The following is a 24,678-nucleotide window of genomic DNA, read 5'->3' as shown; positions in this document are numbered from 1 at the left end:
GGTTCAGCCTTCGTAGAGCAGGAAGAGGGTGGACAGCGGCGGCAAGGTCAGGGACAAGGCCTGGGGCTGGCCATGGGACGCGCTGACGCCGGTGCTGGCGCCGCCCTGGTTGCCCTGGCCGGATCCGCCATAGTGCGTGGCGTCGGTATTCAGCTTTTCCGCCCAGCGGCCGGCCCGCGGCACGCCGATGCGGTAGTCGTGCCGCGCCACCGGCGTGAAATTGGCGACCGCGAGCACGTGATGGACGCCGTCGCTGCGGATGAATGCGACCACGCTGTTGTCGCGGTCGTCCAGGATCGTCCAGGCGAAGCCCGCCGGGTCGGCATCCAGCGCATGCAGCGCCGGCACCCCGCGGTACAGGCCATTCAAGTCTGCAACCAGCCGCTGTATGCCCAGATGGCCGGGACGGTCCAGCAGGTCCCAATCCAGAGGTACGTCGTGGTTCCATTCCCTGGGCTGGGCCATTTCCCCGCCCATGAAGAGCAGCTTCTTGCCGGGATGAGCCCACATGAAGCCGAGATAGGCGCGCAGGTTGGCGAGCCTGGCGGCCGCGTCGCCCGGCATCTTGGCCAGCAGCGATCCTTTGCCGTGCACCACTTCGTCGTGCGATAGAGGCAGGATGAAGCGCTCGCTGTACGCATACACCATGCTGAAGGTGATGTCGTGGTGGTGATGCTTGCGGTGCACGGGGTCCTCGGACAGGTAGCGCAAGGTGTCGTGCATCCAGCCCATGTTCCATTTGTAGTGAAAGCCCAGCCCGCCGTCGGCGATCGGCGCGGTGACGCCGGGCCAGGCCGTCGATTCCTCGGCGACCATGATGGCGTCCGGCACTTCGTGGCGCACGGTGCCGTTGAGCGCCTGCAGGAACTGCACCGCCTCCAGGTTTTCCCGGCCGCCGTAGCGGTTGGGGATCCATTGGCCGGGCTGGCGGCTGTAGTCGCGATAGAGCATGGACGCGACCGCGTCCACCCTCAGGCCGTCGACATGGAAGCGCTGCAGCCAATGCAGCGCGCTGGCGATCATGAAGGCCTGCACCTCCGTGCGGCCCAGGTTGTAGACCATGGTGTGCCAGTCCGGGTGATAGCCTTCGCGCGGATCCTCGTACTCGTAGAGCGCGGTGCCGTCAAAGCGGGCCAGGCCATGCGCATCGTCCGGGAAGTGCGCAGGCACCCAGTCCAGGATGACGCCGATGCCTGCGTGGTGGCAGCGGTCGACGAAACGGGCGAATGCGGCGGGCGGACCATAGCGGGCCGCGGGCGCGAACATGCCCAGCGGCTGATAACCCCAGGACCCGCCGAAAGGATGCTCCATGACGGGCAGCAGCTCCACATGGCTGAACCCCATGGCGCGGGCATAGGCCGGCAGCTTGTCGGCCAGCCGGTCCCAGATGCAGGCGTGCGATTCCGGTTCGTCAGGCAGCCAGGACCCGGCGTGCACTTCGTAGATGGACAGCGGCGCGTCCGTGGACTGGCGCGTGCGCCGCTGCGCCATCCAGGCCCGGTCTTGCCACGGATAGTCGGCGCCGTCTTCCACCACCGAGGCGGTGGCAGGCGGCGCTTCGCTGCGTCGCGCCAGCGGATCGGCCTTGAGCCGTAGGTTGCCGGCGCGGTCGGTGATTGCGAACTTGTAGCGTTCGCCGGCCTGCACGTCCGGGATGAAGATCTCCCAGACGCCGGCGCGGTGCCGCAGCCGCATGCCGTGCCGGCGGCTGTCCCAGGCGTTGAAATCGCCCACCACCGCCACGCGTTGCGCGTTCGGCGCCCATACCGCGCAGCGCAGGCCGGCCACGCCGTCGACTTCCATCAGGCGCGCGCCCAGGGCCGTTCCCACGCTGCGCCATGCGCCTTGCGCCAGCTCTTCCAGCGTGCCGTCTTCCAGCAGGGTGCCGAAGGCATAGGGGTCGGCGGTGATCTGTTCGGCGTCGGGCCATTGGATCGCCAGACGGTACGAGGCGCCGTCGCCGGGGCGGGCGTAAGGAACGCGTCCAAGAAACAGTCCCTGGCCCTGTTCGCGCAAGGGGATGCGCGCGCCGTCGCCGTCCAGCGCCGCCACGGCCCGCGCGCCCGGGGCATACACCCGCACTTCGCCGTCGTGCGGCCCCAGGAAGGCATAGGGGTCGCTGTGCAGGCCGCTGGCCAAGGCGGCCAGTTCGACGGGCGCTATGGGGCTGATGCTGCCGCCTGCGGGCATGTCCTGGCTCATGATCGTGCATCCTCTTCGTCCACCGCGGCCGACAGCAGCAGGCTGCGCGCCAGTTCCGCCAGGGCGCACAGCGGTATCGAAATCCAGTCTGGGCGATGCGCGGCTTCATAGCTCACTTCATAGGCGGCCTTCTCCAGTTGGGCCAGGGCCAGCAGCGCGTCTTCATCCGCAGGCGGGATAAGCGCCGACGCGCGCGCATCGCGGTAGCCTTGCAGGAAGGCCTGGCTGGCGGTCTGGCGAAAGCGCGCCAACAGCAGGTCGCGCAGTTCTGCTGGCGCGACAGGCGCGCCCGGCGTTTCGCCCGCGCCGGCATTGGCGTCGGTCGGCGCGCCGCCGATGATGTCGGTGCGGGCGATCGAGGCGGCGGCATAGTCGAACGAACGCAGCATGCCCGCCACATCCTTGTAGGGCGAGGCGAGGGCGCGGCGCGCGTCCACGCTGCTGACCGGTTCGCCTTCGAAGTCGATCAGATAGGCGTCCGCCTGCGCCACCAGCACCTGCCCAAGATGGAAGTCGCCGTGCACGCGCAGGCAAAGGACGCCGGTCTCGGCCTGCGCCATCGCCGCCACGCGCGCCGCCAGCCGGGCGCGGTGCTCGAAATACCATTCCGCGCAGGCGCGCGAAGGGGCTTCCAGTTCACCGAGCTGCGCGCGCAAGTCCTTTTCCGCGCGTTCGAGCAGGTCCTGGACGCGGCGCGTGCGCGCATCGGCGTCCGCCTGGCTGGCAGCGCGCGGCTGGAACGCGGGGTCGTCGGTGGCCTGCGACAGCAGGTTGTGCATCTGCGCCAGACGTTCGCCCATGGTGGCGGCCATTGCGGCGTAGCCCTGCAGGTCCTGGGCGAATTCGTCCGGGCTCTGGTTCACCAGCAGCGCGTTGTCCAGCGTGCGCTTGAGCAGATCCAGCGTCCAGTTCCAGGCGTCGCCTTCGTTGGCGACGTAGCGGTGCGCCACCGCCAGCGTATGGACCACGCCGTCGGCATCCTCACGTTGGACCTCGCCCAGCAGCGCCGGCATGTTGGCGTAGCCGGCGCGCGTCAGATAGCGGGTCATTTCCAGCTCGGGCGATCCGCCGGGCTGGACGGCGCGGATCAGCTTCAGTATCAGCTTGCCATCGACGACGACCGAGCTGTTGGATTGCTCGCCCGTCAGCCACTGCAGTTCGCCGTCCCCGGCGACCTCCAGGGCGGCCAGGCCAGCTTCGGGCAGGAAGCGGATCACGCCCGGCTTGTCGCCAGGCTTGCCGCCGCTGCGGCCGTCGAGCTCGCGGCCCTCTTGCATGGCCTGGACGATGCCGCGCACGAAGCCGGGCTGCAGAAAGGCGTCCGCCAGAATGCCGACCTCGGCCCCGCGCCGCACCCGCGCGATCGCATAATGCACCGCTGCCGTCTCGTCCCACACCAGCACGAAGGGCGCTTGCGCGCGCAGGCCCGTGACGCCGTCCTCGGGCTCGACCTCGGCCCAGTAATACTCGCCATCGGCCGCCGTGAACGGCGTGGCGTACGCCAGGCGTGCGCGGGCGGGCGGCTGTTTGGCCGGATACCAGCGCTGGCGCGCCAGGTACTGGGGCAGGACCTCGCGCTCCAGCGTAGCGCGGGAGACGTCGGTCAGCGCGGCGCCGCCGTGGGCGCGCAGCACCAGCGTGGTGAGTTCCGGCATCTGCGCGGGAGCGCTCGCATGCCAGTCTGGCGGCGCGGCTTCGTTGCTCAGGTCCAGCCAGTAAAACGCGTAGGGCGGCAGGGTCAGCAGATACGGCAGTTCACCCACGGCCGGGAAGGGCGTACCGCCCAGCATTTCGACTGGCACGCGGCCATTGAATTCCTGCAGCTGCAGTTCCACGGGCTGGGCGGCGTTGGACAGGTTGGCCACGCACAGGATGGTGGTGTCCTGCCATTGGCGCAGATAAGCCAGGATCTTCCGGTTGCCTGCGAAGATGAAGCGCAGCGTGCCGCGCCCGAATGCATGGCTTTGCCGGCGCTGCGCCAACAGGCGTCGGGTCCAGTTCAGGAGGGAATGCGGATCGCGCTGCTGCGCCTCCACGTTCACCGCTTCATAGCCGTACAAGGGGCCCATGAGCACTGGCAGCGGCAGCTGTTCGGGGTCGGCGCGCGAAAAGCCGCCATTGCGGTCGGGCGACCACTGCATCGGCGTGCGCACGCCGTCGCGGTCGCCCAGGTGCACGTTGTCGCCCATGCCGAGCTCGTCGCCGTAGTACAGGACGGGCGTGCCCGGCATGGACAGGAGCAGGCTGTTCATCAGCTCGACCCTGCGCCGGTCGCGCTCCAGCAGCGGCGCCAGACGGCGCCGGATGCCCAGGTTGATGCGGGCGCGCGGGTCCGCCGCGTACACGTTCCAGAGATAGTCGCGTTCGCGGCTGGTGACCATTTCCAGCGTCAGTTCATCATGGTTGCGCAGGAAGATCGCCCATTGGCAGGACGCGGGAATGTCCGGCGTCTGGCGCATGATGTCGATAATCGGGAAGCGGTCCTCCTGCGCGATCGCCATGTACATGCGCGGCATCAGCGGGAAATGGAAGGACATATGGCATTCGTCGCCCGCGCCGAAGTATTCCTGCGCATCCTCCGGCCACTGGTTGGCCTCGGCCAGCAGCAAGCGGTTGGGATACTCGGCGTCGATCACGGCCCGGATGCGCTTGAGCACCTCGTGCGTCTCGGGCAGGTTTTCGTTGTTGGTGCCTTCGCGCTCGACCAGGTACGGCACCGCGTCCAGGCGCAGGCCGTCCACGCCCATGTCCAGCCAATAGCGCATCACGGCCAGCACTTCCTTGAGCACCTGCGGATTGTCGTAGTTCAGGTCGGGCTGGTGCGAATAGAAGCGGTGCCAGAAGTAGGCGCCGGCCTCGGGGTCCCAGGTCCAATTGGATTTCTCGGTATCGCAGAAGATGACGCGCGTGCCGGCGTAGGCCTTGTCGTTGTCCGACCAGACGTAGAAGTTGCGCGCGGCCGAACCGGGTTTGGCCGCGCGCGCGCGGCGGAACCAGGGATGCTGGTCCGAGGTATGGTTGACCACCAGCTCGGTGATGACGCGCAGGCCGCGCGCGTGGGCCGCGCGGATCAGCTTCCTCACGTCGGCCACGGTGCCATAATCCGCGTGCACCCCGCGGTAGTCGGCGATGTCATAGCCGTCGTCGCGGCGCGGCGAGGGATAGAAGGGCAGCAGCCAGATCGTGTTGACCCCCAGGCTGGAGATGTAATCCAGCTTGGAGATCAGGCCGGGCAGATCGCCCACGCCGTCGCCATTCGAGTCGAAGAATGACTTGACGTGCAGCTGATAGACGACCGCGTCCTTGTACCAAAGGCCATCGTCCTGGAGAGGTTGGGTTTCACTGATCATGGCAATGGGCGTGCGGGGTCATCCATGCAGCGACAAGCGCCACACGCGATAGGGTTGATCGGGATGCAGGGTCAGTTCGCGGATCTGCCCCTGCCATGGCTCGCTGCGCTCGGCCAGCAGGTCCTCGGCGATCAGCCCGCCCGTGTCGGCCTCGCCGAACAGCCAGAAGGGCGCCTCGATGCGCGCCGCCTGCTGCTGGAAAGGATCCAGGCTGATGGCCGCGAGGATGAAATTGCCGCGGCCAGGCGTGGACTTGCAGAACGCCAGCACGCGGTCGTTGCCGCTATGCACCAAGGTCAGGCCCCGATGGCTCTGCAGCGCCGGGTTGGTCCGCCGGATCTGGTTCAGGCGGGTGATCTCCGCGCGGATGTTGCCCGGCGCAAACCAGTCGCGCTGGCGCAATTCGTACTTTTCGGAGTCCAGGTATTCCTCCTTGCCCGGCAAGGCCGCCGACTCGCACAGCTCGAAGCCGCTGTACATGCCCCACAGTCCGGATCCCAGCGCCGCCAGCGCGGCGCGTATCAGAAAGCCCGGGCGGCCCGAGGACTGCAGGAAGTAGGGATTGATGTCCGGCGTGTTGACGAAGAAGTGCGGGCGGAAGAAATCGGCGGCGGGCGGCGTGGAGACTTCCTCCAGGTAGGATTCCAGTTCCGCCTTGTCATTGCGCCAGGTGAAGTAGGTGTAGGACTGGGTAAAGCCGATCTTCGCCAGCCGGTACATCATCTTGGGCCGTGTGAAGGCTTCGGACAGGAAAATCACGTCGGGATGCTGGGCATGGACCTCGGCGATCAGCCACTGCCAGAATGGCAGCGGCTTGGTATGCGGATTGTCGACCCGGAAGGTGCGCACGCCATGCTGCACCCAGAACAGCACCACGTCGCGCAGCGCGCGCCACAGGGTCAGCTTGCGCGCGCGGCGCGCGGCGGCGCCGTAGAAGGCGACATTGACGATGTCCTGGTACTTCTTCGGCGGATTTTCCGCATAGCGCAGCGAACCATCCGGACGCCAGGAGAACCAGTCCGTGTGCCGCGCCAGCCACGGGTGGTCCGGCGAGCACTGGATTGCGAAGTCCAGCGCCACTTCCATGCCGTGGGCGCGGGCGGCATCCACCAGCCTAAGGAACCCGTCCAGTCCGCCCAGCAGCGGTTCAACCGCGTCGTGCCCGCCTTCGGCCGAACCGATGGCATAGGGACTGCCCACATCGCCGGGCTCGGCGCGCAGGCTGTTGTTGCGCCCCTTGCGGTTGCGTTGCCCGATGGGGTGTATGGGCGGGAGATACAGCACGTCGAATCCCATCTCGCGCACATCTGGCAGCCGTGCGATCACATCGTCGAAGGTGCCGTGCTGGCCGGGCAGCATGGATTGCGAGCGCGGAAACAGCTCATACCAGCTGGCGTGGCAGGCCTGGCTGCGATCCACCCAGACCGGATAGGGCGCGGGGCTGACGTATTCGAAAGGGCGGTCGTCCAGTTCGCGCATGGTGCCGGCCAGGTCTTCGTCCAGCAGTGCATCGATCTGTTGCGGTGTGGGCGCAGCCAGCTCGCCTTCGGTGGCCTTGGCGAACCTTTGCAGGGTCTCGCGCAACCTCATGGCGCCGGGGTGCGACGCGTTGCGGGCGCGCGCCAGCGCTGCGCGCAGCATCAGCAGGCCTTCCTCCACTTCCAGGCGCAGGTCCACGCCGGCCTGGTGTTTCACCTCCAGGTCATGGCGGAAAGTCTGCCAGGCGTCGAGCCAGGCGTGCACCACGAACTCGTGCGGCCCGATGCGGCGCGGACGGAACGAGGCTTCCCAGCGGTCGTTCAAGCCGCGCGTGAAGGGCGCGGCGCGCCACGAACTTTCATCCGCCGCCCGCCAGCGCAGTTCTGCGGCCAGCAGTTCATGGCCGTCCATGTAGATGTCGGCGCTGACGGGAATCCGCTCATGGGGGATGCTCTTGATGGGGAAGGCGCCACTATCCACGGTCGGACTGACCTGCTCGACCACGATGCGCTGGCTGATGGCGCCATCCATGCGGCGCGCCACGTGGCGCGAGGCTTCGCGCACCGGATGCGTGGGTTCGAGCAGATACATGGCGCAACCCGCGGGCGCAATGGCATTGCCTTGCAGCGCCAGGCCGTCCGGCACGCCTTCGGACAGGAAATCGGCCGGCGGCAGCAGCGGCGCCAACGCGTCCCAATCCACGCTTGCCTCCTCCGTATCCGAAGGATTGAGCGCCAGTACGGCCGTGCCGGCCGCGCAGTCGCGCAGCAGCAGGGTGCAGTGGCCGTCGCGCCCGCCGGCCAGACGCAGCGGGCCGCGCAATCCCGCTTGTCCAAACCAGCGATTGGCCTCGGCTACGTCGGGCAACCGGGCATCGTCCTCGTCGTCGAACATGAGGACATCCGCGGATAGCGCCGCGGCCCAGGCGCCGCGCTTGTCCGGGGCCACGCGCGGCGGCGAAGCGATGACGGGTGCGATGGCGCGCAGCCTGCCATCTTCCTCCGCCAGCCAGCCGGACTTGTAGTCCCACCAGGGCAAGGACGAGCACAGGCCGTCCAGACCCGCGCCGCGCAGGGCCGCCAGCGACTCGGGCGTCAGTCCCTGCGCCCAGGCAAACAATTGCGCGGTGCGATCCGGGCCGCCCACTGCCGCTGCCAATGCCGCCCAATCCTGGGCCGGCAGGCATTGCGGCGCGTGAAAGACGTAGCCTGCGGCGCCGCGTTCGGTCCAGCGCTTCAGCCGCGCGCTCCAGGCCTGCACAAAGCCGGGCGGTGGCGGCCCCGGGCGCAAGTGCAGCGCCTCGCGCACGTCGATGCTCATGCGCGGATCGCGCGCGGGGTTTTCGGCGGGCGGTTGGTACCAGCCGGGGCCCGCCGTGTCGGCTACGGCGCCAATGGCGCAGCGGTCCATGACGATATCGAGGTACAGCGCCAGGCCATGTTCGGCAAGCTGCCCGGCTGCGTGCGCGATCCAGTCGGCCATGGCCACGCGCTTGCCTGCCAAAAGCGCGCTGTCGGCATCCAGCGGGGCGGGCGAAGCGCCTTCCGGCCCCGACAGCCAGGGCGCCGGCATCAGCAAGGCATTGAATCCGCGTTGCCGCAGGCGTGAATAAAGGGCCGGCCCCAGCTCGCCGCCACGGGCGCGGACGTCCCCGGTTGCGCCGCCACGGGCGTGGTAGAGGCGCAGGGGAGCGTGGGGATGGATAGGCGGGGCTGTGGGCACCTGCGGTTCCTCCTGTGGGCGATGGATAGGCGGGGCTGTGGGCACCTGCGGTTCCTCCTGTGGGCGAGCCTAGACCGCGGGCGCGGGCAACGGTCCGCCAGAACGCTGGCCAGCGCGCAGGGCGGCCACCTCGGCCACGGTTGGCACGCGGGGCCTCCTGCCGGTATCGGCCAGCGCGCGATAGAGCTCGGCGTAGGGCGCCACGGCGGCGCGCCAGCTGAAATCCGCGCTCATGGCGTTGCGCTGCATGGTGCGCCAGAGCATGGCGTCCTCGCGCAAGCTCAGGGCGCGGGCGATGGCCGCGGCCATGGCCGCAGGGTCGTCGCCGTCGAACAGCAAGCCGTTGGAACCGGCCATTGCCGAGAGCGGCGCGCGCGGCCCGGGATCGTCGATCGTGTCGGCCATGCCGCCCACCCGCGAGCCTATCGGGATGGAGCCGTAGCGCATCGCGTACAGAGGCGTCAGGCCGAACGGCTCGAAGCGGCTGCCGTGCAGCAGCATGTCGGAGCCCGCGTGCAGCCGGTGCGCCACTGCCTCGTCATAGCCGATGCGGGTGGCGCAGCGCCCGGGAAAGCGCGCGCACAGCAGTTTCAGGGCCTCTTCCAGGCGGCGGTCGCCCTGGCCCAGAACCGCGACCTGCAGGCGCGGGTGGCGTTCCAGCGCCTGCGGCAAGGCCTGCGCGGCGACGTCCGCCATCTTCTGTTCCGTCAGCCGGCTGCCCATCGCCAGGAGCACGGCTTCGGCGTCCTCATGCAACTCGAACTCGCGCTGCAGGGCCGCCTTGCAGCGAGCCTTGCGGCCCAGGTCGCGCGCCGAAAACCGCAATGAGCCCAGATGCGGATCGCGCACCGGATTCCACACCATGTTGTCGATGCCGTTGGGGATGGCCACCAGATCGGCGGCGCGCCGCCGCAGCAGCCCCTCCAGCCCGCAGCCGAAGGCGGGCGTCAGGATTTCCCGGGCGTAGGTATGGCTGACGGTGGTGACGCGGTCGGCGTAGCGGATGCCGGTCTTGAGAAAATTCAAGCGGCCCCAGGCGCCGGCGGCTTCGTCGTTACGGTAGCGTTCAGGGATGCCCAGGGCGGCGGCGCATTCCATCGGGAACTGTCCCTGGAACGCCAGGTTGTGGATGGTCATGATGCTTTTGACGTCGCCCGGGCCGTATTCCCGCAGCAACAGCGGCACGAGTCCGGCGTGCCAGTCGTGCGCATGCAGCAGTTGCGGCCGCGCGATGCCGGGCAGGCCGCCCGCCACGCGCACCGCCGCATGGGCCAGCGCCGCGTAGCGCAGCGCATTGTCGGCGTGCTCGCGGTTGTCTTCGTCCAGATAGATGCCAGGCCGGTCATAAAGCGCGTCGTTTTCCAGCAGCAGGAAGTCCAACCCCGACTGCGGGCAATGCCCCGCCAGGAGCTGCGCTTCGCCGCCCGGCAGGTTGTGCAGCGGCGCCACTACCCGCAAGCGCTCCAGCCGCTGGCGCACGCCGCGGTAGGCCGGAAGCAGCACCGTCACGGGCACGCCGGCTTCGCACAGCCCGCGCGCCATGCCCGTTATGGCGTCCCCCAGGCCGCCCGTCTTCGCCAGGGGAAACGCTTCACCCGCCACTACCAGGGTTCGAATCTTTGTCATGCCAACTCCCTTTTAGGCGGATCGTCGAGCGCGTCCGCCGCAGGGATTTCATCCGCAAGCGCCGTGCCCGCGCCGGCACCGTCGCAGGCGTTAGAACGCCGGGAACGGCAATTGCTGATTCAGGCGTTCTGTCGGAATGCAGGCAAACGCGGGAGCATCGAATGAAGACTGTGGCGGACTTTGTGCTGGAACGGCTGTCGCAATGGGGGGTCAGGAGGATCTACGGCTACCCAGGGGACGGCATCAATGGCCTGATCGGCGCATTCGGCCGCACCCAGGAGCCGTTGGAGTTCGTCCAGGCCCGCCACGAAGAGGCCGCCGCGTTCATGGCCTGCGCCCACGCCAAGTTCACCGGCCAGGCCGGGGTCTGCCTGGCGACCTCCGGTCCAGGCGCCATTCACTTATTGAACGGCCTGTACGACGCCAAGCTGGACCATCAGCCTGTCGTGGCCCTGGTCGGCCAGCAAGCCCGCAGCGCCCTGGGCGGCGACTACCAGCAGGAGGTCGACCTGATCAGCCTGTTCAAGGACGTGGCGCACGATTACGTGCAGATGGCCGCGACCGCCGAACAGGCGCGCCACATGATCGACCGCGCCATGCGCATCGCCCTGGAGCGGCGCAGCGTGACCTGCGTCATTTTTCCAAACGATGTGCAGGATTTGCCGGCGGTGGAAAAGCCCGCCCGCGAACATGGCACCGTGCCGACGGGCATAGGCTTGACCTCGCATGCCGGCGTACCCGGCGAGGCTGCGTTGCGCAATGCCGCCGACATCCTCAACCGCGGCGAACGGGTCGCCATGCTGGTCGGGGCGGGCGCGCTGCAGGCCGGCGCGGAAGTGCGCCAGACCGCTGAACTGCTGGGCGCTGGCGTGGCCAAGGCGCTGCTGGGCAAGGCGGCGGTGCCCGACAGCCTGCCGTACGTCACGGGCTGCATCGGATTGCTGGGCACGCAGCCCAGCTGGGACATGATGAACGAGTGCGACACCTTGCTGATGGTGGGCACGTCGTTCCCGTATTCGGAATTCCTGCCGCCGCCGGGACAGGCGAGGGCGGTGCAGATCGATCTGGACGGCCGCAAGCTCAGCCTGCGCTATCCCGTGGAACTTGGCCTGGTCGGCGACAGCCGGCTGACCCTGCAGGCGCTGATTCCCTTATTGCAGCCCAAGACCGCGCGCCGCTGGCGCGAACGCATCGAGGCCAAGGTCGCGCGCTGGCACGAAACCGTGGAGGCCCGCGCAATGGTGCAGGCCAAGCCGCTGAATCCGCAACGTCCCTTCCTGGAACTGTCGAAACGGCTGCCGCCGCGCAGCATTCTGACCTGCGACTCGGGCTCGGCGGCGAACTGGTACGCGCGCGACATCGCGCTGCGCGAAGGGATGATGGGCTCGGTATCGGGCGGCCTGGCCACCATGGGCTGCGGCGTGCCTTATGCGCTTGCCGCCAAGCTGGCGCATCCGGATCGGCCCGTCATTGCGCTGGTCGGAGATGGCGCCATGCAGATGCTGGGCATGAACGAGCTGATCACCATCGCCCACCGCTGGAAGGACTGGGCCAACCCGACCTTGATCGTCATGGTCCTGAACAACGGCGACCTGAATCTGGTCACCTGGGAGCAGCGCGTCATGGGCGGCGACCCCAGGTTCGCGGATTCGCAATGGCTGCCCCAGCTTTCCTATGCGGAGTACGGCCGCCTGTTAGGCCTGGAGGGCATACGGGTGGACAGCCCGGACGCCGTGGGAGACGCCTGGGATCAAGCCTTGGCGGCAACCCGTCCGGTCGTGCTGGAAATGGTGACCGACCCCGAGATGCCGCCCTTGCCGCCGCACATCCCGGCCAGGCAGGTGGCCGCGTACTTCCAGGCGCTGCGCAAGGAAGAGGGCGGCGCGGCGGGCGCGGCCTTGCGCGCGACCATCAAGCAATGGTGGGCCGGTTGAGGCCGCGGCCGCATCGATCGCATTTCGTCGTTCAGGAGCATGCCATGACCAAGTCCAAACCTTCCGGGCCCGCCCGGCCCGCGGACCCCAAGCAACCGGGTCCGGAGCAGCATCCCGCCGAACAGTCCAACCCCGACCCTGGCGGGCATGAGACCGACCGGCACGGCCGTTGGCCGCCCGACAGCCTGCCCAACCCCATGCCGGGACTGGATCCCCAGCAGACGCCGGGAATCGACAGGCTTTGACGGACCGCGGCCTTCCGCGGCACATTTTTTTCACGAGGAGCACGTATGAACAAGCACCATGGATTGCGGGACATGTTTCAACCGGCCGACAACGCCACGCGCACGATGCGCGAGCTGATCTCCGGCACCGAGGCGCTCTTGCGCAGCACGGCGAGCTACGGCGGATCCGAGATCGAATCGGCGCGCGACAGCCTCAAGCACCAACTGGAGGCTGCCCGCGAACACGCCAAGGGCTGGGAACGGGCGGCCTGGGACCGCGCCAGGCATGCCTCCCATGCCGCCGACGAGTACGTCCACGAAAACGCCTGGAAGAGCCTGGCGGGCGCGGCGCTGATCGGCGTACTGGCGGGGGTGTGCCTCATGTCCGACCATAAGCGCCGCTGAGCGCCTAATCCTTTTTGCCCATTGATGGGGCGGGGCGTTTCCAGGACCATGCTCGGATTGCGCCGCAACACCGGAATCCACGATGAACCTCGACCCAGCCGCGCCACGCCGCAGATCGCTATGGGGGAAAGCCTTCGCGGTCGTAACCCTGATCGCGGCCGTGGCCGTCGTGCTGGCGTTCGCCGCCCTGCGCATCGCCGAGCAGCGCATCGCCAACATGCTGGGGCCGCGCGGCGAGGTGGGACAGGTGGATATCGGCTACCGGCAGGTGATCCTGAAGGACGTGACGATATCGGGCGGCACGGGGCAGGCCGGCGCCCGCGCGCGGCACGTGATCCTGGAGCCGGAGTGGTCTGCCTTTCTGCGGCACGAGACCGTCTTCAAGACCGTCATCATCGAAGGCTTCGACTTCACCGTAGTGCGCAGGGCGAATGGCGACATGGACATCGCGCCCGCCTTGCAGTCTTCCTTGCGGGCCGGCGCAGGCAATGACGGCCAATCCCGGCGCAATACTCCGATCCGCATCGCGCAACTGATCCTGCGCGACGGCCGGCTGGATTTCGAGGACGCGGCGGTCTCCCGGCCCGCGCATCGGATCCCGTTTTCTGGCGTCCAGGCGAGCCTGCGTCCGCTGACCCTCCCCGGCGACGGCGCGCGCAGCGAGATGGAATTCTCCGGCAATGTCGAAGGCAACCGCAACGGCGCGGCCACGGTACGGGCGCAAGGTTGGCTGGTGCTGGGCAGCACGGATGCCGACATCAAGGTGGCGGTGCGCAACATGGACATCCAGCATGCCGCGCCGTACCTTGCGGACAACGGCGCCACGTCCTTGGCTGCGGGCGCCATGGACCTGGACATGCGTACCGCCATCGCCAAGCGGCAACTGCAGGCCACGGGTACCGTGGCCCTGCGCGGCTTGCGCTTTGGCGGCAACGGCGACCTGTTTTCCTTGCCGCGCAAGGCGGTGCTGGCGGCGCTGAAGGACCAAAGCGGCACGCTGCGCTTCGACTTTGCCCTGGCGGGCGACCTGGACAATCCCAAGTTTTCCGTCACGCGCGGCTTTGCCGCCCAGGTGGCTCAGGGCTTCAGCCATGCGATCGGGGTGGGCGCCGAGGGCGCGGCCGAAGGCGTCACCGGCGCGGTGAAGGAATTGGGCAATGCCTTGTCGGACCTGCTCACGCCTAAGCCTTGAACGACTGGCCCGTGTTGTTGCCGCGGCCGCCGTCCGCGGCGGGCTGAGCGTGGCCCCCCGCGTGCGCGCGCCGGCGCCTGAGCTTCACCTCCATCACGCCAAAGGCTGCCAGCGCCAGGAACAAAGGCGCGAACGCATATAGCGCGCGGTAGGCCAATACCGCGCCCAGCACCTCGGGGGCCGGGATTCCTGGCGCGAGCGTGGCCACGAAGATGGCTTCTGTCGTGCCCAGCCCGCCCGGCACGCGGATGATCAAGGCCGCGAAGCTGGCGCACAGCAGGATGCCGAGCACCGCGGGATAACTGGCCTTGCCCTGCAGCAGCAGGTGGATGATGGCGCCCATGATCACCCACGACAATGCCGCAACCGCGCTCTGCGCCGCCGCCATGCCGGCGCGGGGCAACACGGCGTGCTGTCCCATCAAGGTCCAGGACCGCCGCGTGGCCCGCGCACATACCGCCACGTAGCCGGCCGCCAGCAACAACAGCGCCGCACCCAGCACGCGCAGCAGATTCGAACCGATGGCCCACCCCTGCGGCACGGGCACGGCGCCCGCGACGAACAGCGCGCCAGCAACCCACGCGTAACCTACCCAGTTGGAGACCGCGGAAAACAGGGCCACCCGGGTCGCCACCGACTTGCGGCAGCCCAGCCGGGCGTACAGCCTGAGGCGCGCGCCCAGGCCTCCGAGCAGGACGCCCAGGCTCAGGTTCAGGGCGTAGCTCATCATGGCCACCCCCAGGGCCTTGGCCCAGGGCAGGGTATGGCGGGTGTAGCGCTTGCCCAGCAGATCCAGGGCGCCATACGCCAGGTAGCCCGCCACGACCAGCGCGGCGGCGACGGCTATCGTCCCCGGCGGTATCCTGCGCATGGCGACCCAGACCTGGGCCCAGTCGATCGAACGGCCAAAGTAGTACAGCAGCGCCGCCACCAACGCCAATACGATCACAGGCAAGGCACGCTTGACTCGCGGCCAGCGGTGGCGCCAGGCGCGCGTCAGCGTGGAGCGGAACACTCTCATGCCGACTCCTCTTGCGCCGCGATGGGCAGCGACTTCAGGCGGGGCTTGTGCGCGGGCAGGCTGCCGGCCCAGGCGGGAAAGCGCCGCAGGAAATGGAATACCACCACGCCGATCCACAGCCGCCGCAAGCGCCGCCTGGATCCCTCGGGCAGCTCGATGCGCCGGCAATCCTGTTCGATGAGCCGGTCCAGGCTGCGGCGCAGCGCGGCGTTCAAACCGGCGTCGCGCGCCACCACGTTGGCCTCCAGGTTCAGCGCCAGGCTGAGCGGGTCCAGGTTGCTGGATCCGATGGTGCTCCAGTCGCGGTCCACGCAGGCCACCTTGCCGTGCAGCGGACGCTTGCAGTACTCATAGATCTCGACGCCTGCATCGATCAGATAGTCATACAGCATGGACGCCGCCAGCCGCGCGACCAGCACGTCGGGTTCGCCTTGCAGCAGCAACCGTACGCGCACGCCGCGGCGAGCGGCGTTGGCCAGATCGTGCAGCAACTGATAACCAGGGAAAAAGTAGGCGTTGGCGATCAGCACGTCTTCGCGCGCGGCGCGCACGCCGGCACGGTAATAACGTTCGATGTCCGTCTGGTGCTCGATGTTGTCGCGCACCACCAGACGGCCGCCGCCGTCGCCCTCCGGCATGGGATCCAGACGCGCCGGCCGCCGCCGCTTGCGGGTCCACGCATCCACCGCGAGCGCCTCGCGCGCGTAGTCCGCGATGTCCGCGGCCAGCGGTCCCTCCACCAGCACCGCATAGTCCTGCTTGGCTTGCGGCCCGTAGTCCGGCAGGTGGTCAGCGGAAAAATTGATGCCGCCGACAAAGGCCATCTGGCGATCCACCGCCACGATCTTGCGGTGCATGCGCCTGAACACATTGGTGCGCACGCCGAGAAAGCGCGGGCGGGGATCGAATACGTGGACGCGGATGCCGCTTTCGGTCATGGCGCCGACGAAGGCGCCGTCCAGCTCGTCCGAGCCATAGCCGTCCACCGTCAGGTCCACGCTGACGCCGCGGCGGGCCGCGGCGATCAGGGCGCGCTGGAATTCCTGCCCCACGGCGTCGTCGAACAGGATGAAGGTTTCCACCAGCACTTCGCCGCGCGCCGCGGCGATCGCATCGAGCACGGCCGGAAAGTAGCCCGTGCCATTCTCCAGCAGGGTATAGCGGTTGTTCTCGCGCCAGCGCAGGTTCATAGCGAGATCTCCGCGCAGATCGGCACATGGTCGGACAGGCGCGACCAGACCCGCGAGGCCAGCGGCACTGGTTGCCAATCCCGGACGTTGCGCACGTAGATGCGGTCCAGCCGCAACAGGGGCCAGCGCGCCGGAAACGTGCGGGCGGGGCGGCCCAGGCGCGACGTGAAGACCTCGCGTGTGCCGCAATCCCGCATCAGCGCGTCGGCGCGCAGGCGCCAGTCGTTGAAGTCGCCCGCGATCAGCAGCGGTTCGCCAGCGGGCACGCCTTGCGCCACCAGCTCGCACAGGCGACGCAGCTGCTTGCCCCGGTGGCCTTCCAGCAGGCCCAGGTGCACGCATATGGCATGGACGGGCATGTCCAGCGAGGGCACCCGCAGCACACAGTGCAATAGTCCGCGGCCTTCGTGTCCATGCACCGTCACGTCATGGTTCTCGTGCTGTTCAATGGGATACCTCGACAGCAGCGCATTGCCATGATGTCCCGCCGGGTAGACCGCGTTGCGGCCGTAGGCAAAATCCGTCCACAGCGAGTCAGCCAGGAATTCGTACTGGGACAAGGCGGGCCAGCCCTGGTGCCTTTCCGCGTGCCCCTGGTGTTCTCCCAGCACTTCCTGCAGGAAAACGATGTCGGGGCTCGCCATCCTCAGCGCCTCGCGCAGTTCGTGCAGCATGAAGCGGCGGTTGAAGCTGGTGAAGCCCTTGTGCGTGTTCACGGTCAACACGGTCAGCGTGGTGGCATCGATGTAGCGGGAGGAGGGCATGGATGCTCCGGATGGGTCGATCCGCACAGCGGAGCAATCCGCGTTCCCAAAACGTAAAGAGGCGTAACCGCCGGGGTGGCGCAAGGCTTGTTGCGTCACAAACCGAATGAGCAAATGCGAAATGCGCAGTTCTCATCCGTGCAGGCCAGGCCTACGATCCGAAGCTTCTTCCTGGTGGACGACCCATGACCGAACTGCTGCGCATCCAGAACCTGACCGTGGACCTGCCGCCCGGCGCCGACCGGCCGCATGCGCTGCAGGACTTGTCGCTGAACATCAGCGCGGGCGAAATCGTCTGTGTGGTGGGTGAAAGCGGCTCCGGCAAATCGCTGACGGCCGGCGCGGTCCTGGGGCTGCTGCCCCAGGACGTGCGCGCCAGCGCCGGCCAGGTGCTGTGGGAAGGGCAGGATCTGCTGCGGCTGGCGCCCGAGGCCTTGCGCCGGCTGCGCGGCCAGCGCATCGGCATGATCTTCCAGGAACCGATGACGGCGCTCAATCCGCTGCGCACCATCGGCGACCAGATCGCGGAAGTGTTCCGCACCCATACCCGCCTGGGACGCACCGAGATCCGGCGCCGCACGCTGGACCTGCTGGAGTCCGTGCGGCTGCCGGACCCGCAACGGGCGCTGGGCGCGTATCCGCATGAATTGTCAGGCGGCCAGCGCCAACGCGCCATGATCGCCATGGCGCTGGCCCTGGAACCCGCCTTGCTGATCGCCGATGAACCGACCACCGCGCTGGACGTCACCACGCAGGCGCAGATCCTGCATCTGATCCACGACCTGCAGCGCCGCAAGGGCACGGCCGTGCTGTTCATTACGCACGACTTCGGCGTGGTCGCCGAGATTGCCGACCGCGTCGCGGTGATGCAGCGCGGCGTGCTGGTGGAAAGCGGCGCGGCGCGGCAGGTGCTGGAGCATCCGCGGCATCCCTACACGCGCGCCTTGATCGCAGCGGTGCCGCCGCTGGCGCCGGCCGCGGTCCGGCCGGAACTGCGGGGCGATGCGCCCATCATCCTGAGCGCGCAAGCCGTCTCCAAGACCTACCGCAAGCGCGGCTGGTTCGGCCGCCCGGGGCGCGAAACGCGGGCGCTGGACGACGTGACGCTGGCACTGAAGGAGGGCGGCACGCTGGGCATCGTGGGCGAAAGCGGGTCGGGCAAATCCACGCTGGCGCGCGCCTTGCTGGGCCTGGCGCCGCCGGACGCAGGCCGCATCACGCTGGCCGGCGCGCCCCTGGCGCTCCATGGCGGCGCAGCACGGCGCGAGCATGCGCGGCGGGTGCAGATGGTGTTCCAGGATCCCTATGGTTCATTGAATCCGCGCCAGCGCGTCGGCGAAATCGTGGCGCGCGGCCCGATCGTGCACGGCACGCCCAGGCGGGAAGCGCTGGCGCGCGCACAGGAACTGTTTGAACTGGTGGGCTTGTCGCCGGACGCCGTGCGGCGCTATCCGCATGAGTTCTCGGGCGGGCAGCGTCAGCGCATCGGACTGGCGCGCGCGCTGGCCATGCGGCCGCGCGTGCTGATTGCGGACGAGCCCGTATCGGCGCTGGACGTGTCGGTGCAGGCGCAGGTGCTGGCGCTGCTGGCGCGGCTGCGCGAGCAATTGGGCCTGTCCGTCCTCTTCATCACGCACGATCTGCGCGTGGCCGCGCAGGTCTGCGACGATATCGCGGTGATGCAGAATGGACGGGTGGTGGAAGCGGGGGCCTGCGCCCAGGTCTTCGGCCAGCCCGCGCATCCCTACACGCAGGCGCTGCTTGCCGCCGTGCCGGGTCGGCGCTGGGATCCGGCCTCGGCGGCGTTGCGTCAGGCGGCCTGAGCCGCGCAACGCTATACCGTGCGGGCGGCCCAGAAGGCGGTGCGCACGGCGGGCGAGGCCGCGATGCTGGCGGTCACGCGGTCCAGGTCCAGCTCGTCGACCGAGGCTTCGCTCAATGCCGCTTCGATTTCGACTTCGTTCTCGCCGAACTGGTCTATCTTCAGTTCGGACAGGGGCAGCTGTTCGGTTTCGAGCACGTCCTCCAGCACTGTCATGGCCGCCTGCCGCTGCTCCACGTTCGCAATTATATGTATCACGGTCGTGACTTCCGTGGTCTGCGAGTCGACCGGCTGGCGGTTGACGTAGCTGACGACCGGGCGCAGCAAGGTGTTCGCCGCCAGCACGAAGGCGGTGGCGGCGACCGCTTCCAGGATCAACGATGCCCCCGCACAGGCGCCGATGGCGGCGGAGCCCCACAGCGTGGCGGCGGTGTTCAGACCGCGGATGCTGCCGCCTTCGCGCATGATGGCGCCGGCGCCCAGGAACCCCACGCCCGAGACCACGTAGGAAATGACGCGCGAGCCGCCATCGGCGCCGCCCACGCGAAACGCCAGGTCCACGAAGATGGCGGCGCCCACCGCCACCAGCACGTTGGTGCGCAGGCCGGCCGTGCGCTGGCGGAACTGGCGCTCAAAGCCCACCACGGAGCCCAGCACGAACGCGGTCAACAGGCTGACCAGGGTATTGGCCAGCGTGATGAATTGGATGTTTTCGAAGTTCTTCATCTTCTTCTCTCTCTTCTTCTACAGCATGTTATGGATGGGCGCGGACGGGCTCAAGGCAGGCGCCAGACCGACGCCAGGACCAGCAGCAGTCCGGCCAGCCAGATCAGCGCCAGCAGGACGACGCGCGCAATCATCAGGGTTTTGTACGGATCTTTCATGACAGCCTCCCGGCCGCGTTGACGTCAGGCGGGCAGCACGGCGATGGCCGCGCCGGACTCGCATTCCCAGTGCACCCGGCGCACGTCCGGGCTCTGGCCCAGCCGCAAGGCGACCGCGCCCAGCAGATTGCGCAGATGCGGCGGGCATTGCAGCGTGACGACGGTGGACGCCAACTGACCCGATTCGGCGCGCGAGATCCGCACCGCCTGCACGCGCAGGTCCAGGTCGCGCAGTTCGTAATAGAGCTGCTTGCGCAGCGCGTTGAGCGTGTCGCCCAGGCTCACGATGGTGAATTGGTAAGTGGAAGAGGCCGTCTTGGGCGCTGCCGCCATGGGCGCGGCCGCGCCGGTCCGGTCCGGGAAGGGCAGGAATTGCTTGATACGCATGATCGTCTCCTTAGCGGGGAGTACGGTGGAAGGTCCACATGCATGCGCCGCGTGGCCGATGCGCAGGCGCGCGCAACAAGGCGCAACGCATCGCGTCGGCAAGCAGTAGGGGAGAGGGCTGGCGGTCCCGCGTCGGGGACCGAAGAGCCGGGTCCTGGCTTTCAGGCAGGACCGGCGCGGACTATTTCCGCGGATCCTGCGTCAAGCGGCGCTTGCAGTCGTGTTCCGACTACATCCGTCATTGTCCACATTGATCTCTGGTGAGTTGAAGGTGCCCGCAGTATATCGTCGACCTAGGGTAAACACCAGTAAAAATGCCGCAAAGAAGCGAGTCCGCAGCATGGCATTGCCTGGGGATCCTCGGATGCGGGAGAGACCGGATTCATGTAGTATTCAGTTTCCCGTAAGAAAGAGAGCAAGGCGGGCGCTCTATCCGTTTGCTGCCCCGGCAGCCTGAGCCGTCCGCCATCTATGACTGAAGACCCACCCTCTAGCAGGGCGCCGCAAGCAAGCCGGCGCCCGGTGCCCAATCTTCCCGCCACGGCCCGGGCGCGCAGCCCGCAAGCCGATTCCATGTTCGCCGCCGCGGCCACGCCGCGCCTGGGCGGCCGCGCTCCGCCGGCCGTCCCTGGGGCCGTTCGCGCCCGCACTGAGTCTCGTGTCCGCATCCGCGGCGCATTCCCCTTGATCCTGTCCGGCGCCGCGTGGCGCACGGTCCCGATTTGCATGGAATCTCGATGATTTTCGATTGGATGTCCGACCCCACCGCCTGGCTGGGCCTGGCGACCCTGGTCGTGCTTGAAATTGTGCTGGGTATCGACAACCTGGTGTTCATCGCCATCCTGGCCGACAAGCTGCCGCCCGAACAGCGCAACCGCGCGCGGCTGATCGGCCTGACGCTGGCGATGGTGATGCGCCTGGGCCTGTTGGCGAGCATCGCATGGGTGGTCACGCTGACCGAACCCATGTTCACGCTGCTGGGCGCTGAGATCTCCGGACGCGACCTGATCCTGATACTGGGCGGCCTGTTCCTGCTCTTCAAGGGCACCATGGAGCTGCATGAACGCGTGGAAGGCAGCGCCAGCCACGAGCAAGGCCAGAAGCCGCAGCATGCCGTGTTCTGGCAGGTGATCCTGCAGATCGTGGTGCTGGATGCGGTGTTCTCGCTGGACTCGGTGATTACCGCCGTGGGCATGGTGCAGGACCTCAGCATCATGATGATCGCGGTGATCGTGGCCATGGCCGTGATGATGCTGGCCAGCCGCCCGCTGATGGCTTTCGTGGGCCGCCACCCGACCGTGGTGATCCTGTGCCTGGGCCTCTTGCTGATGATCGGCTTCAGCCTGGTGGCCGAAGGCCTGGGCTTCCACGTGCCCAAGGGCTATCTGTATGCCGCGATCGGCTTCTCGATCCTGATCGAGCTGTGCAATCAGCTGGCGCGCCGCAATCGCGTGAAAGGCACGCACGCCCTGGGCCGCCGCCAGCGCACCGCGCAGGCCGTGTTGCGCCTGCTGCGCGCCGGCCGCGCCGGGCAGTCCGCCGGCCAGGCCGACGAGGTGGCCGCGCTGGTCGACGGCGCGGACGGCGAACCGGCCTTCGCGCCCGAGGAAAGCACCATGATCGAACGTGTGCTGTCCATCGGCGGGCGGGACGTGCGCTCCATCATGGTGGCGCGCGGCGACATGGTCTGGCTGGACGTGGCCGATACGCCGGAGGCCATCGTGCGAAAGTTCGGCAGCGGCCACTCCCGCCTGCCGCTGTGCGCGGGCGATCCGTCCAATGTGCTGGGCGTGCTGCACTTCAAGGACCTGCTGCCGCTGCTGCATAACCCTGGCCCGATCGACCTGGTGGAGCTGGCGCGCGAGCCGCGCTACGTGATGGAAACCATGCCGGTGCTGAAGGTGCTGGACGAGCTGCGCGGTTCGCGCGAGCACATGCTGATCGTGGTCGACGAGCACGGCGTGTGCGAGGGCCTGATCACGCCCATGGACGTGCTGACCGCCGTTGCGGGCGACCTGCCCGAGCATCAGGAAGACCAGCCCCAAGCCTTGCAACTGGCGGACGGAACCTGGCTGCTGGAAGGCCGCCTGGCGGTCGCGGAAGCCGCGCGCCTGCTGGACGCGCCGGACCTGGCCGAGGAGTACCCGGACGCCACACTGGCCGGCTGCCTGTTGCGCGCCGGCGGCCGGATCCCTGAAGCCGGGGATGCGATCGAGTGGCGCGATTGGCGCTTCGAGGTCACCCGCCGCGACGGCCTGCGCATCGACCAGGTGCGCGCCAGCCTGATGCGCGCAGAGGCGCCGCAAGCCGGCTGACATCGCGCGACCGGCGCCTGCACCACGATGGGGATGCCTGAAGGGCATCCCCATTTTTTTGTCTGTGTGTTGCGCCTTATCCGTTTTTCGCCTTGAAAGCAATAGATCACAGGCTATGGCCAGTATTGGTGAAAGTAAAACTCTGTGCGAAGATTGCGACAGATTTCACGACTTTGGATCTCGGCGCGGTTTGCCGAAATCAGCATTTCCGTACGGCGCGTCTTTGCATTTTGTTATCTCTTTCCGGGGTACATCGCATGGGCAGTACGCAGTCTGCATTCAAGGAAATCGGTGGAAGAGGAATCGCGGCGTGGCTGATGGTGGCTGCGCCGCTGTGCTTTGCGCAGCCTGCGCATGCCCAGTCCCAGTCGGCGGATGACGCCAACAAAAGCAACAACCCGCTGAACCTGGCGGCGTCGTTGAATTTCCAGAATTACTACACGCCGAAGTTGTTCGGCAGCAACGCCCACACCAACGACTTCCTGATCCGGCCGACGATCCCTGTCGCGCCGGGCGAGCTCGTCGGCGTGCCGCAGATATTTCGCATCACGGCCCCAGTCAGTACGCGCCCCGAGGCCGACGGCAGCTACAAGACCGGCCTGGGCGACATCAATGTGTTCGACATTTTCCTGTTGCAGCAGGGCGCGGTGGACCTGGGCGTTGGGCCGATGCTGACCATGCCCAGCGCGACCAGCAGCGAGCTGGGAGCGGGCAAATGGTCCGCCGGGCTGGCCGGCGTGGCGGTGCATGCCAGCAAGGAAGGGCTGCTGGGCGCGCTGGTGCAATGGCAGCATTCCTTCGCCGGCCAGAATGCGCGCGACACGGTGCACACCGCCACCTTCCAGCCGTTCCTGATCCGCAATCTGCCGCAAGGCTGGTATTTGAGGTCCACCGCAACCTGGACCTTCGACCTGCAGAAGAACGACTACTACATTCCCTTGGGGCTGGGCGCGGGCAAGGCCTGGCGCGTCGGGAAGAACATCTTCAACGTGTTCGCGGAACCGCAATGGACGGTTGCGCACAAGGGGGAGGGCCTGCCTCAGTTCACGCTGTTCGCCGGCTTGAACATCACCTTCGGGAATTGATCCCGTCAGCGTTTTTCTGGTCTTTCGGAGTGTAGGGATGCGGAGCGCGATTGCGGCAGTTGCAGGGTTGTTGGCGGTTCTGGCCGGATTGGTCCTGCCGTCTGCCGCCTGGGCCACTGAAGGGGCGCTGGGCCGCCAGATCACCGGCACCAACGTGCAGCCCAACGCCGGCATCGTGTCTCCCGAGCCTATCTGGGCCGTCAACCTGTCGCAGATCTACCTGGACGGCACCGTGGGCGGCAGCCGCGAAGTGCCGGTAGGAGGCCGTACCTCGCTGGGCCTGGACGCGAAAGTCGCGTTCACCCTGGCCACGGTCCTCAAGACCTGGGACACCGGGCCGGGGCGCTGGAACTTCGCGTCCAGCTTCACCTTGCCCTACGTCTGGACCAAGGTGAATTCCACCGTGACGGGACCAGGCGGGCGCAACATAGACCAAAGCGATACCGCCTCGAACCTGTTCGACCTGTACTTCTCGCCCATCATCGCGGGCTATCACTTTTCCGAAACCTCGCACATGGCGCTCAGCCTGAACATCTGGGCGCCCACCGGCAAGTACAACGCCGACGACATGGCCAACCCCAGCCTGAACAACTGGACCTTCATTCCTCAGGTGGCCTACACCAAGATATTTCCGGAATCCGGTTTTCAACTGGACACCGTGGCCGGCGTCCAGTTCTACACCCGCAACAACGCCACGGACTATCGCAACGCGCCGCTGTTCAGCATGGACGTGATGGGCCGCAAGATCTTCAGCAACGGGGTGAGCGCGGGCCTGATCCTGGGCACCATCCAGCAACTGGGCAGCGATTCGGGACCGACGGCCGACCGGCTCAACGGCTTCAAGGGGCGCGACTGGGCGCTGGGCCCGATCCTGACCTATGACACGAAGCTGGCGGACAAGCGCTCCTTGTCCCTCAGCCTGCGCTGGGTACCTACGATCAGCAGCACGAAGCGTCTGGACAGCAACGATACGGTCATGGCGACCGCGACGCTGGTGTTCTGAACGTCAGCACGATTTCAAGGGGCTGCCAGCCCCGGGCGCGGCACCGCCACGCCTGAACCATCAGCTTTCGGGT

17 protein-coding genes are annotated in these 24,678 nt (G+C 67.7%); 8 read left to right on the top strand and 9 right to left on the bottom strand.

Annotated elements, in window-relative coordinates; all coding sequences use genetic code 11:
- Positions 1 to 3: 3 nt before the first annotated feature.
- The 4 genes from glgB to glgA all read right to left on the bottom strand — a co-directional run bounded on the left by glgB (position 4) and on the right by glgA (position 10,379).
- Positions 4 to 2,202 carry a 1,4-alpha-glucan branching protein GlgB gene (gene glgB / locus IB257_RS03730; RefSeq protein WP_192491890.1) on the bottom strand — a complete coding sequence of 733 codons (2,199 nt, stop codon included), beginning with the start codon at positions 2,200 to 2,202 and terminating at the stop codon, positions 4 to 6.
- A complete protein-coding gene (treS, locus tag IB257_RS03725) occupies positions 2,199 to 5,552 on the bottom strand; it encodes a maltose alpha-D-glucosyltransferase (protein WP_175160540.1) in 3,354 nt (1,117 codons plus the stop codon). The genes glgB and treS overlap by 4 nt, the downstream gene beginning before the upstream one ends.
- Positions 5,553 to 5,570: 18 nt before the next feature.
- Positions 5,571 to 8,603 (bottom strand): alpha-1,4-glucan--maltose-1-phosphate maltosyltransferase, encoded by a 3,033-nt coding sequence (locus tag IB257_RS03720; RefSeq protein ID WP_225588806.1) that lies wholly within the window; start codon positions 8,601 to 8,603, stop codon positions 5,571 to 5,573.
- 219 nt (positions 8,604 to 8,822) lie between these two features.
- The gene (gene glgA / locus IB257_RS03715; protein ID WP_192491888.1) at positions 8,823 to 10,379 is read right to left on the bottom strand and encodes a glycogen synthase GlgA; all 1,557 of its coding nucleotides are present in this window, start codon (positions 10,377 to 10,379) and stop codon (positions 8,823 to 8,825) included.
- 161 nt (positions 10,380 to 10,540) lie between these two features.
- Here glgA and IB257_RS03710 point away from each other — a divergent pair, with 161 nt between their 5' ends.
- The 4 genes from IB257_RS03710 (at position 10,541) to IB257_RS03695 (ending at position 14,134) form a co-directional block, all read left to right on the top strand.
- A complete protein-coding gene (locus tag IB257_RS03710) occupies positions 10,541 to 12,313 on the top strand; it encodes a thiamine pyrophosphate-requiring protein (protein ID WP_175160545.1) in 1,773 nt (590 codons plus the stop codon).
- Between the two features lie 44 nt (positions 12,314 to 12,357).
- Complete coding sequence (locus IB257_RS03705; protein ID WP_054454284.1) at positions 12,358 to 12,558, top strand: hypothetical protein; 201 nt, start codon at positions 12,358 to 12,360, stop codon at positions 12,556 to 12,558.
- Between the two features lie 45 nt (positions 12,559 to 12,603).
- On the top strand, positions 12,604 to 12,942 hold the full coding sequence (locus IB257_RS03700; RefSeq protein WP_054454286.1) for a YqjD family protein: 339 nt from the start codon (positions 12,604 to 12,606) through the stop codon (positions 12,940 to 12,942).
- 82 nt (positions 12,943 to 13,024) lie between these two features.
- Positions 13,025 to 14,134 carry a DUF748 domain-containing protein gene (locus tag IB257_RS03695; RefSeq protein WP_125472080.1) on the top strand — a complete coding sequence of 370 codons (1,110 nt, stop codon included), beginning with the start codon at positions 13,025 to 13,027 and terminating at the stop codon, positions 14,132 to 14,134.
- Here the strand turns inward: IB257_RS03695 and IB257_RS03690 are convergent.
- The 3 genes from IB257_RS03690 to IB257_RS03680 are packed head-to-tail and all read right to left on the bottom strand — an operon-like array spanning position 14,124 to position 17,109.
- A complete protein-coding gene (locus IB257_RS03690; RefSeq protein WP_192491887.1) occupies positions 14,124 to 15,155 on the bottom strand; it encodes a lysylphosphatidylglycerol synthase domain-containing protein in 1,032 nt (343 codons plus the stop codon). The two genes, IB257_RS03695 and IB257_RS03690, sit on opposite strands and share 11 nt — an antisense overlap.
- Complete coding sequence (gene clsB, locus IB257_RS03685; protein WP_119449204.1) at positions 15,152 to 16,345, bottom strand: cardiolipin synthase ClsB; 1,194 nt, start codon at positions 16,343 to 16,345, stop codon at positions 15,152 to 15,154. Before clsB ends, IB257_RS03690 begins: the two co-directional genes overlap by 4 nt.
- Positions 16,342 to 17,109: an endonuclease/exonuclease/phosphatase family protein gene (locus IB257_RS03680; RefSeq protein ID WP_054454294.1), complete on the bottom strand. Its 768-nt coding sequence runs from the start codon at positions 17,107 to 17,109 to the stop codon at positions 16,342 to 16,344. The genes clsB and IB257_RS03680 overlap by 4 nt, the downstream gene beginning before the upstream one ends.
- A gap of 185 nt (positions 17,110 to 17,294) precedes the next feature.
- Here IB257_RS03680 and IB257_RS03675 point away from each other — a divergent pair, with 185 nt between their 5' ends.
- Positions 17,295 to 18,932: an ABC transporter ATP-binding protein gene (locus IB257_RS03675; protein WP_192491886.1), complete on the top strand. Its 1,638-nt coding sequence runs from the start codon at positions 17,295 to 17,297 to the stop codon at positions 18,930 to 18,932.
- 11 nt (positions 18,933 to 18,943) lie between these two features.
- Here the strand turns inward: IB257_RS03675 and IB257_RS03670 are convergent, their stop codons facing one another.
- Together IB257_RS03670 and IB257_RS03665 are read right to left on the bottom strand one after the other, a co-directional pair.
- Entirely contained in the window at positions 18,944 to 19,657 is a 714-nt protein-coding gene (locus IB257_RS03670) for an MgtC/SapB family protein (protein WP_054454297.1), read from the bottom strand.
- A 182-nt stretch (positions 19,658 to 19,839) separates the two neighbouring features.
- A complete protein-coding gene (locus IB257_RS03665) occupies positions 19,840 to 20,202 on the bottom strand; it encodes a hypothetical protein (RefSeq protein ID WP_054454299.1) in 363 nt (120 codons plus the stop codon).
- 737 nt (positions 20,203 to 20,939) lie between these two features.
- Here IB257_RS03665 and IB257_RS03660 point away from each other — a divergent pair.
- From IB257_RS03660 to IB257_RS03650, 3 genes are all read left to right on the top strand, one after another.
- Complete coding sequence (locus tag IB257_RS03660) at positions 20,940 to 22,517, top strand: TerC family protein (RefSeq protein ID WP_192491885.1); 1,578 nt, start codon at positions 20,940 to 20,942, stop codon at positions 22,515 to 22,517.
- A gap of 257 nt (positions 22,518 to 22,774) precedes the next feature.
- Positions 22,775 to 23,602, top strand: a complete 828-nt coding sequence (locus tag IB257_RS03655) for a hypothetical protein (protein WP_225588733.1) — start codon at positions 22,775 to 22,777, stop codon at positions 23,600 to 23,602.
- Positions 23,603 to 23,639: 37 nt separating this feature from the next.
- Positions 23,640 to 24,605: a transporter gene (locus tag IB257_RS03650; protein ID WP_125472075.1), complete on the top strand. Its 966-nt coding sequence runs from the start codon at positions 23,640 to 23,642 to the stop codon at positions 24,603 to 24,605.
- The last annotated feature ends 73 nt before the right edge of the window (positions 24,606 to 24,678 follow it).

It is taken from the genome of Achromobacter sp. ACM03 (assembly GCF_014851665.1).
GTDB classification, from domain to species: domain Bacteria; phylum Pseudomonadota; class Gammaproteobacteria; order Burkholderiales; family Burkholderiaceae_B; genus Achromobacter; species Achromobacter aegrifaciens.
Note: the sequence above shows the minus strand (reverse complement) of the source record. Positions and strands in the feature narration are given on the sequence as shown.

Coding starts and splice junctions, on each gene's coding strand:
- glgB (WP_192491890.1), bottom strand. CDS start 2,202: ATGAGCCAGGACATGCCCGCAGGCGGCAGCATCAGCCCCATAGCGCCC.
- treS (WP_175160540.1), bottom strand. CDS start 5,552: ATGATCAGTGAAACCCAACCTCTCCAGGACGATGGCCTTTGGTACAAG.
- IB257_RS03720 (WP_225588806.1), bottom strand. CDS start 8,603: ATGCCGGCGCCCTGGCTGTCGGGGCCGGAAGGCGCTTCGCCCGCCCCG.
- glgA (WP_192491888.1), bottom strand. CDS start 10,379: ATGACAAAGATTCGAACCCTGGTAGTGGCGGGTGAAGCGTTTCCCCTG.
- IB257_RS03710 (WP_175160545.1), top strand. CDS start 10,541: ATGAAGACTGTGGCGGACTTTGTGCTGGAACGGCTGTCGCAATGGGGG.
- IB257_RS03705 (WP_054454284.1), top strand. CDS start 12,358: ATGACCAAGTCCAAACCTTCCGGGCCCGCCCGGCCCGCGGACCCCAAG.
- IB257_RS03700 (WP_054454286.1), top strand. CDS start 12,604: ATGAACAAGCACCATGGATTGCGGGACATGTTTCAACCGGCCGACAAC.
- IB257_RS03695 (WP_125472080.1), top strand. CDS start 13,025: ATGAACCTCGACCCAGCCGCGCCACGCCGCAGATCGCTATGGGGGAAA.
- IB257_RS03690 (WP_192491887.1), bottom strand. CDS start 15,155: ATGAGAGTGTTCCGCTCCACGCTGACGCGCGCCTGGCGCCACCGCTGG.
- clsB (WP_119449204.1), bottom strand. CDS start 16,345: ATGAACCTGCGCTGGCGCGAGAACAACCGCTATACCCTGCTGGAGAAT.
- IB257_RS03680 (WP_054454294.1), bottom strand. CDS start 17,109: ATGCCCTCCTCCCGCTACATCGATGCCACCACGCTGACCGTGTTGACC.
- IB257_RS03675 (WP_192491886.1), top strand. CDS start 17,295: ATGACCGAACTGCTGCGCATCCAGAACCTGACCGTGGACCTGCCGCCC.
- IB257_RS03670 (WP_054454297.1), bottom strand. CDS start 19,657: ATGAAGAACTTCGAAAACATCCAATTCATCACGCTGGCCAATACCCTG.
- IB257_RS03665 (WP_054454299.1), bottom strand. CDS start 20,202: ATGCGTATCAAGCAATTCCTGCCCTTCCCGGACCGGACCGGCGCGGCC.
- IB257_RS03660 (WP_192491885.1), top strand. CDS start 20,940: ATGATTTTCGATTGGATGTCCGACCCCACCGCCTGGCTGGGCCTGGCG.
- IB257_RS03655 (WP_225588733.1), top strand. CDS start 22,775: ATGGGCAGTACGCAGTCTGCATTCAAGGAAATCGGTGGAAGAGGAATC.
- IB257_RS03650 (WP_125472075.1), top strand. CDS start 23,640: ATGCGGAGCGCGATTGCGGCAGTTGCAGGGTTGTTGGCGGTTCTGGCC.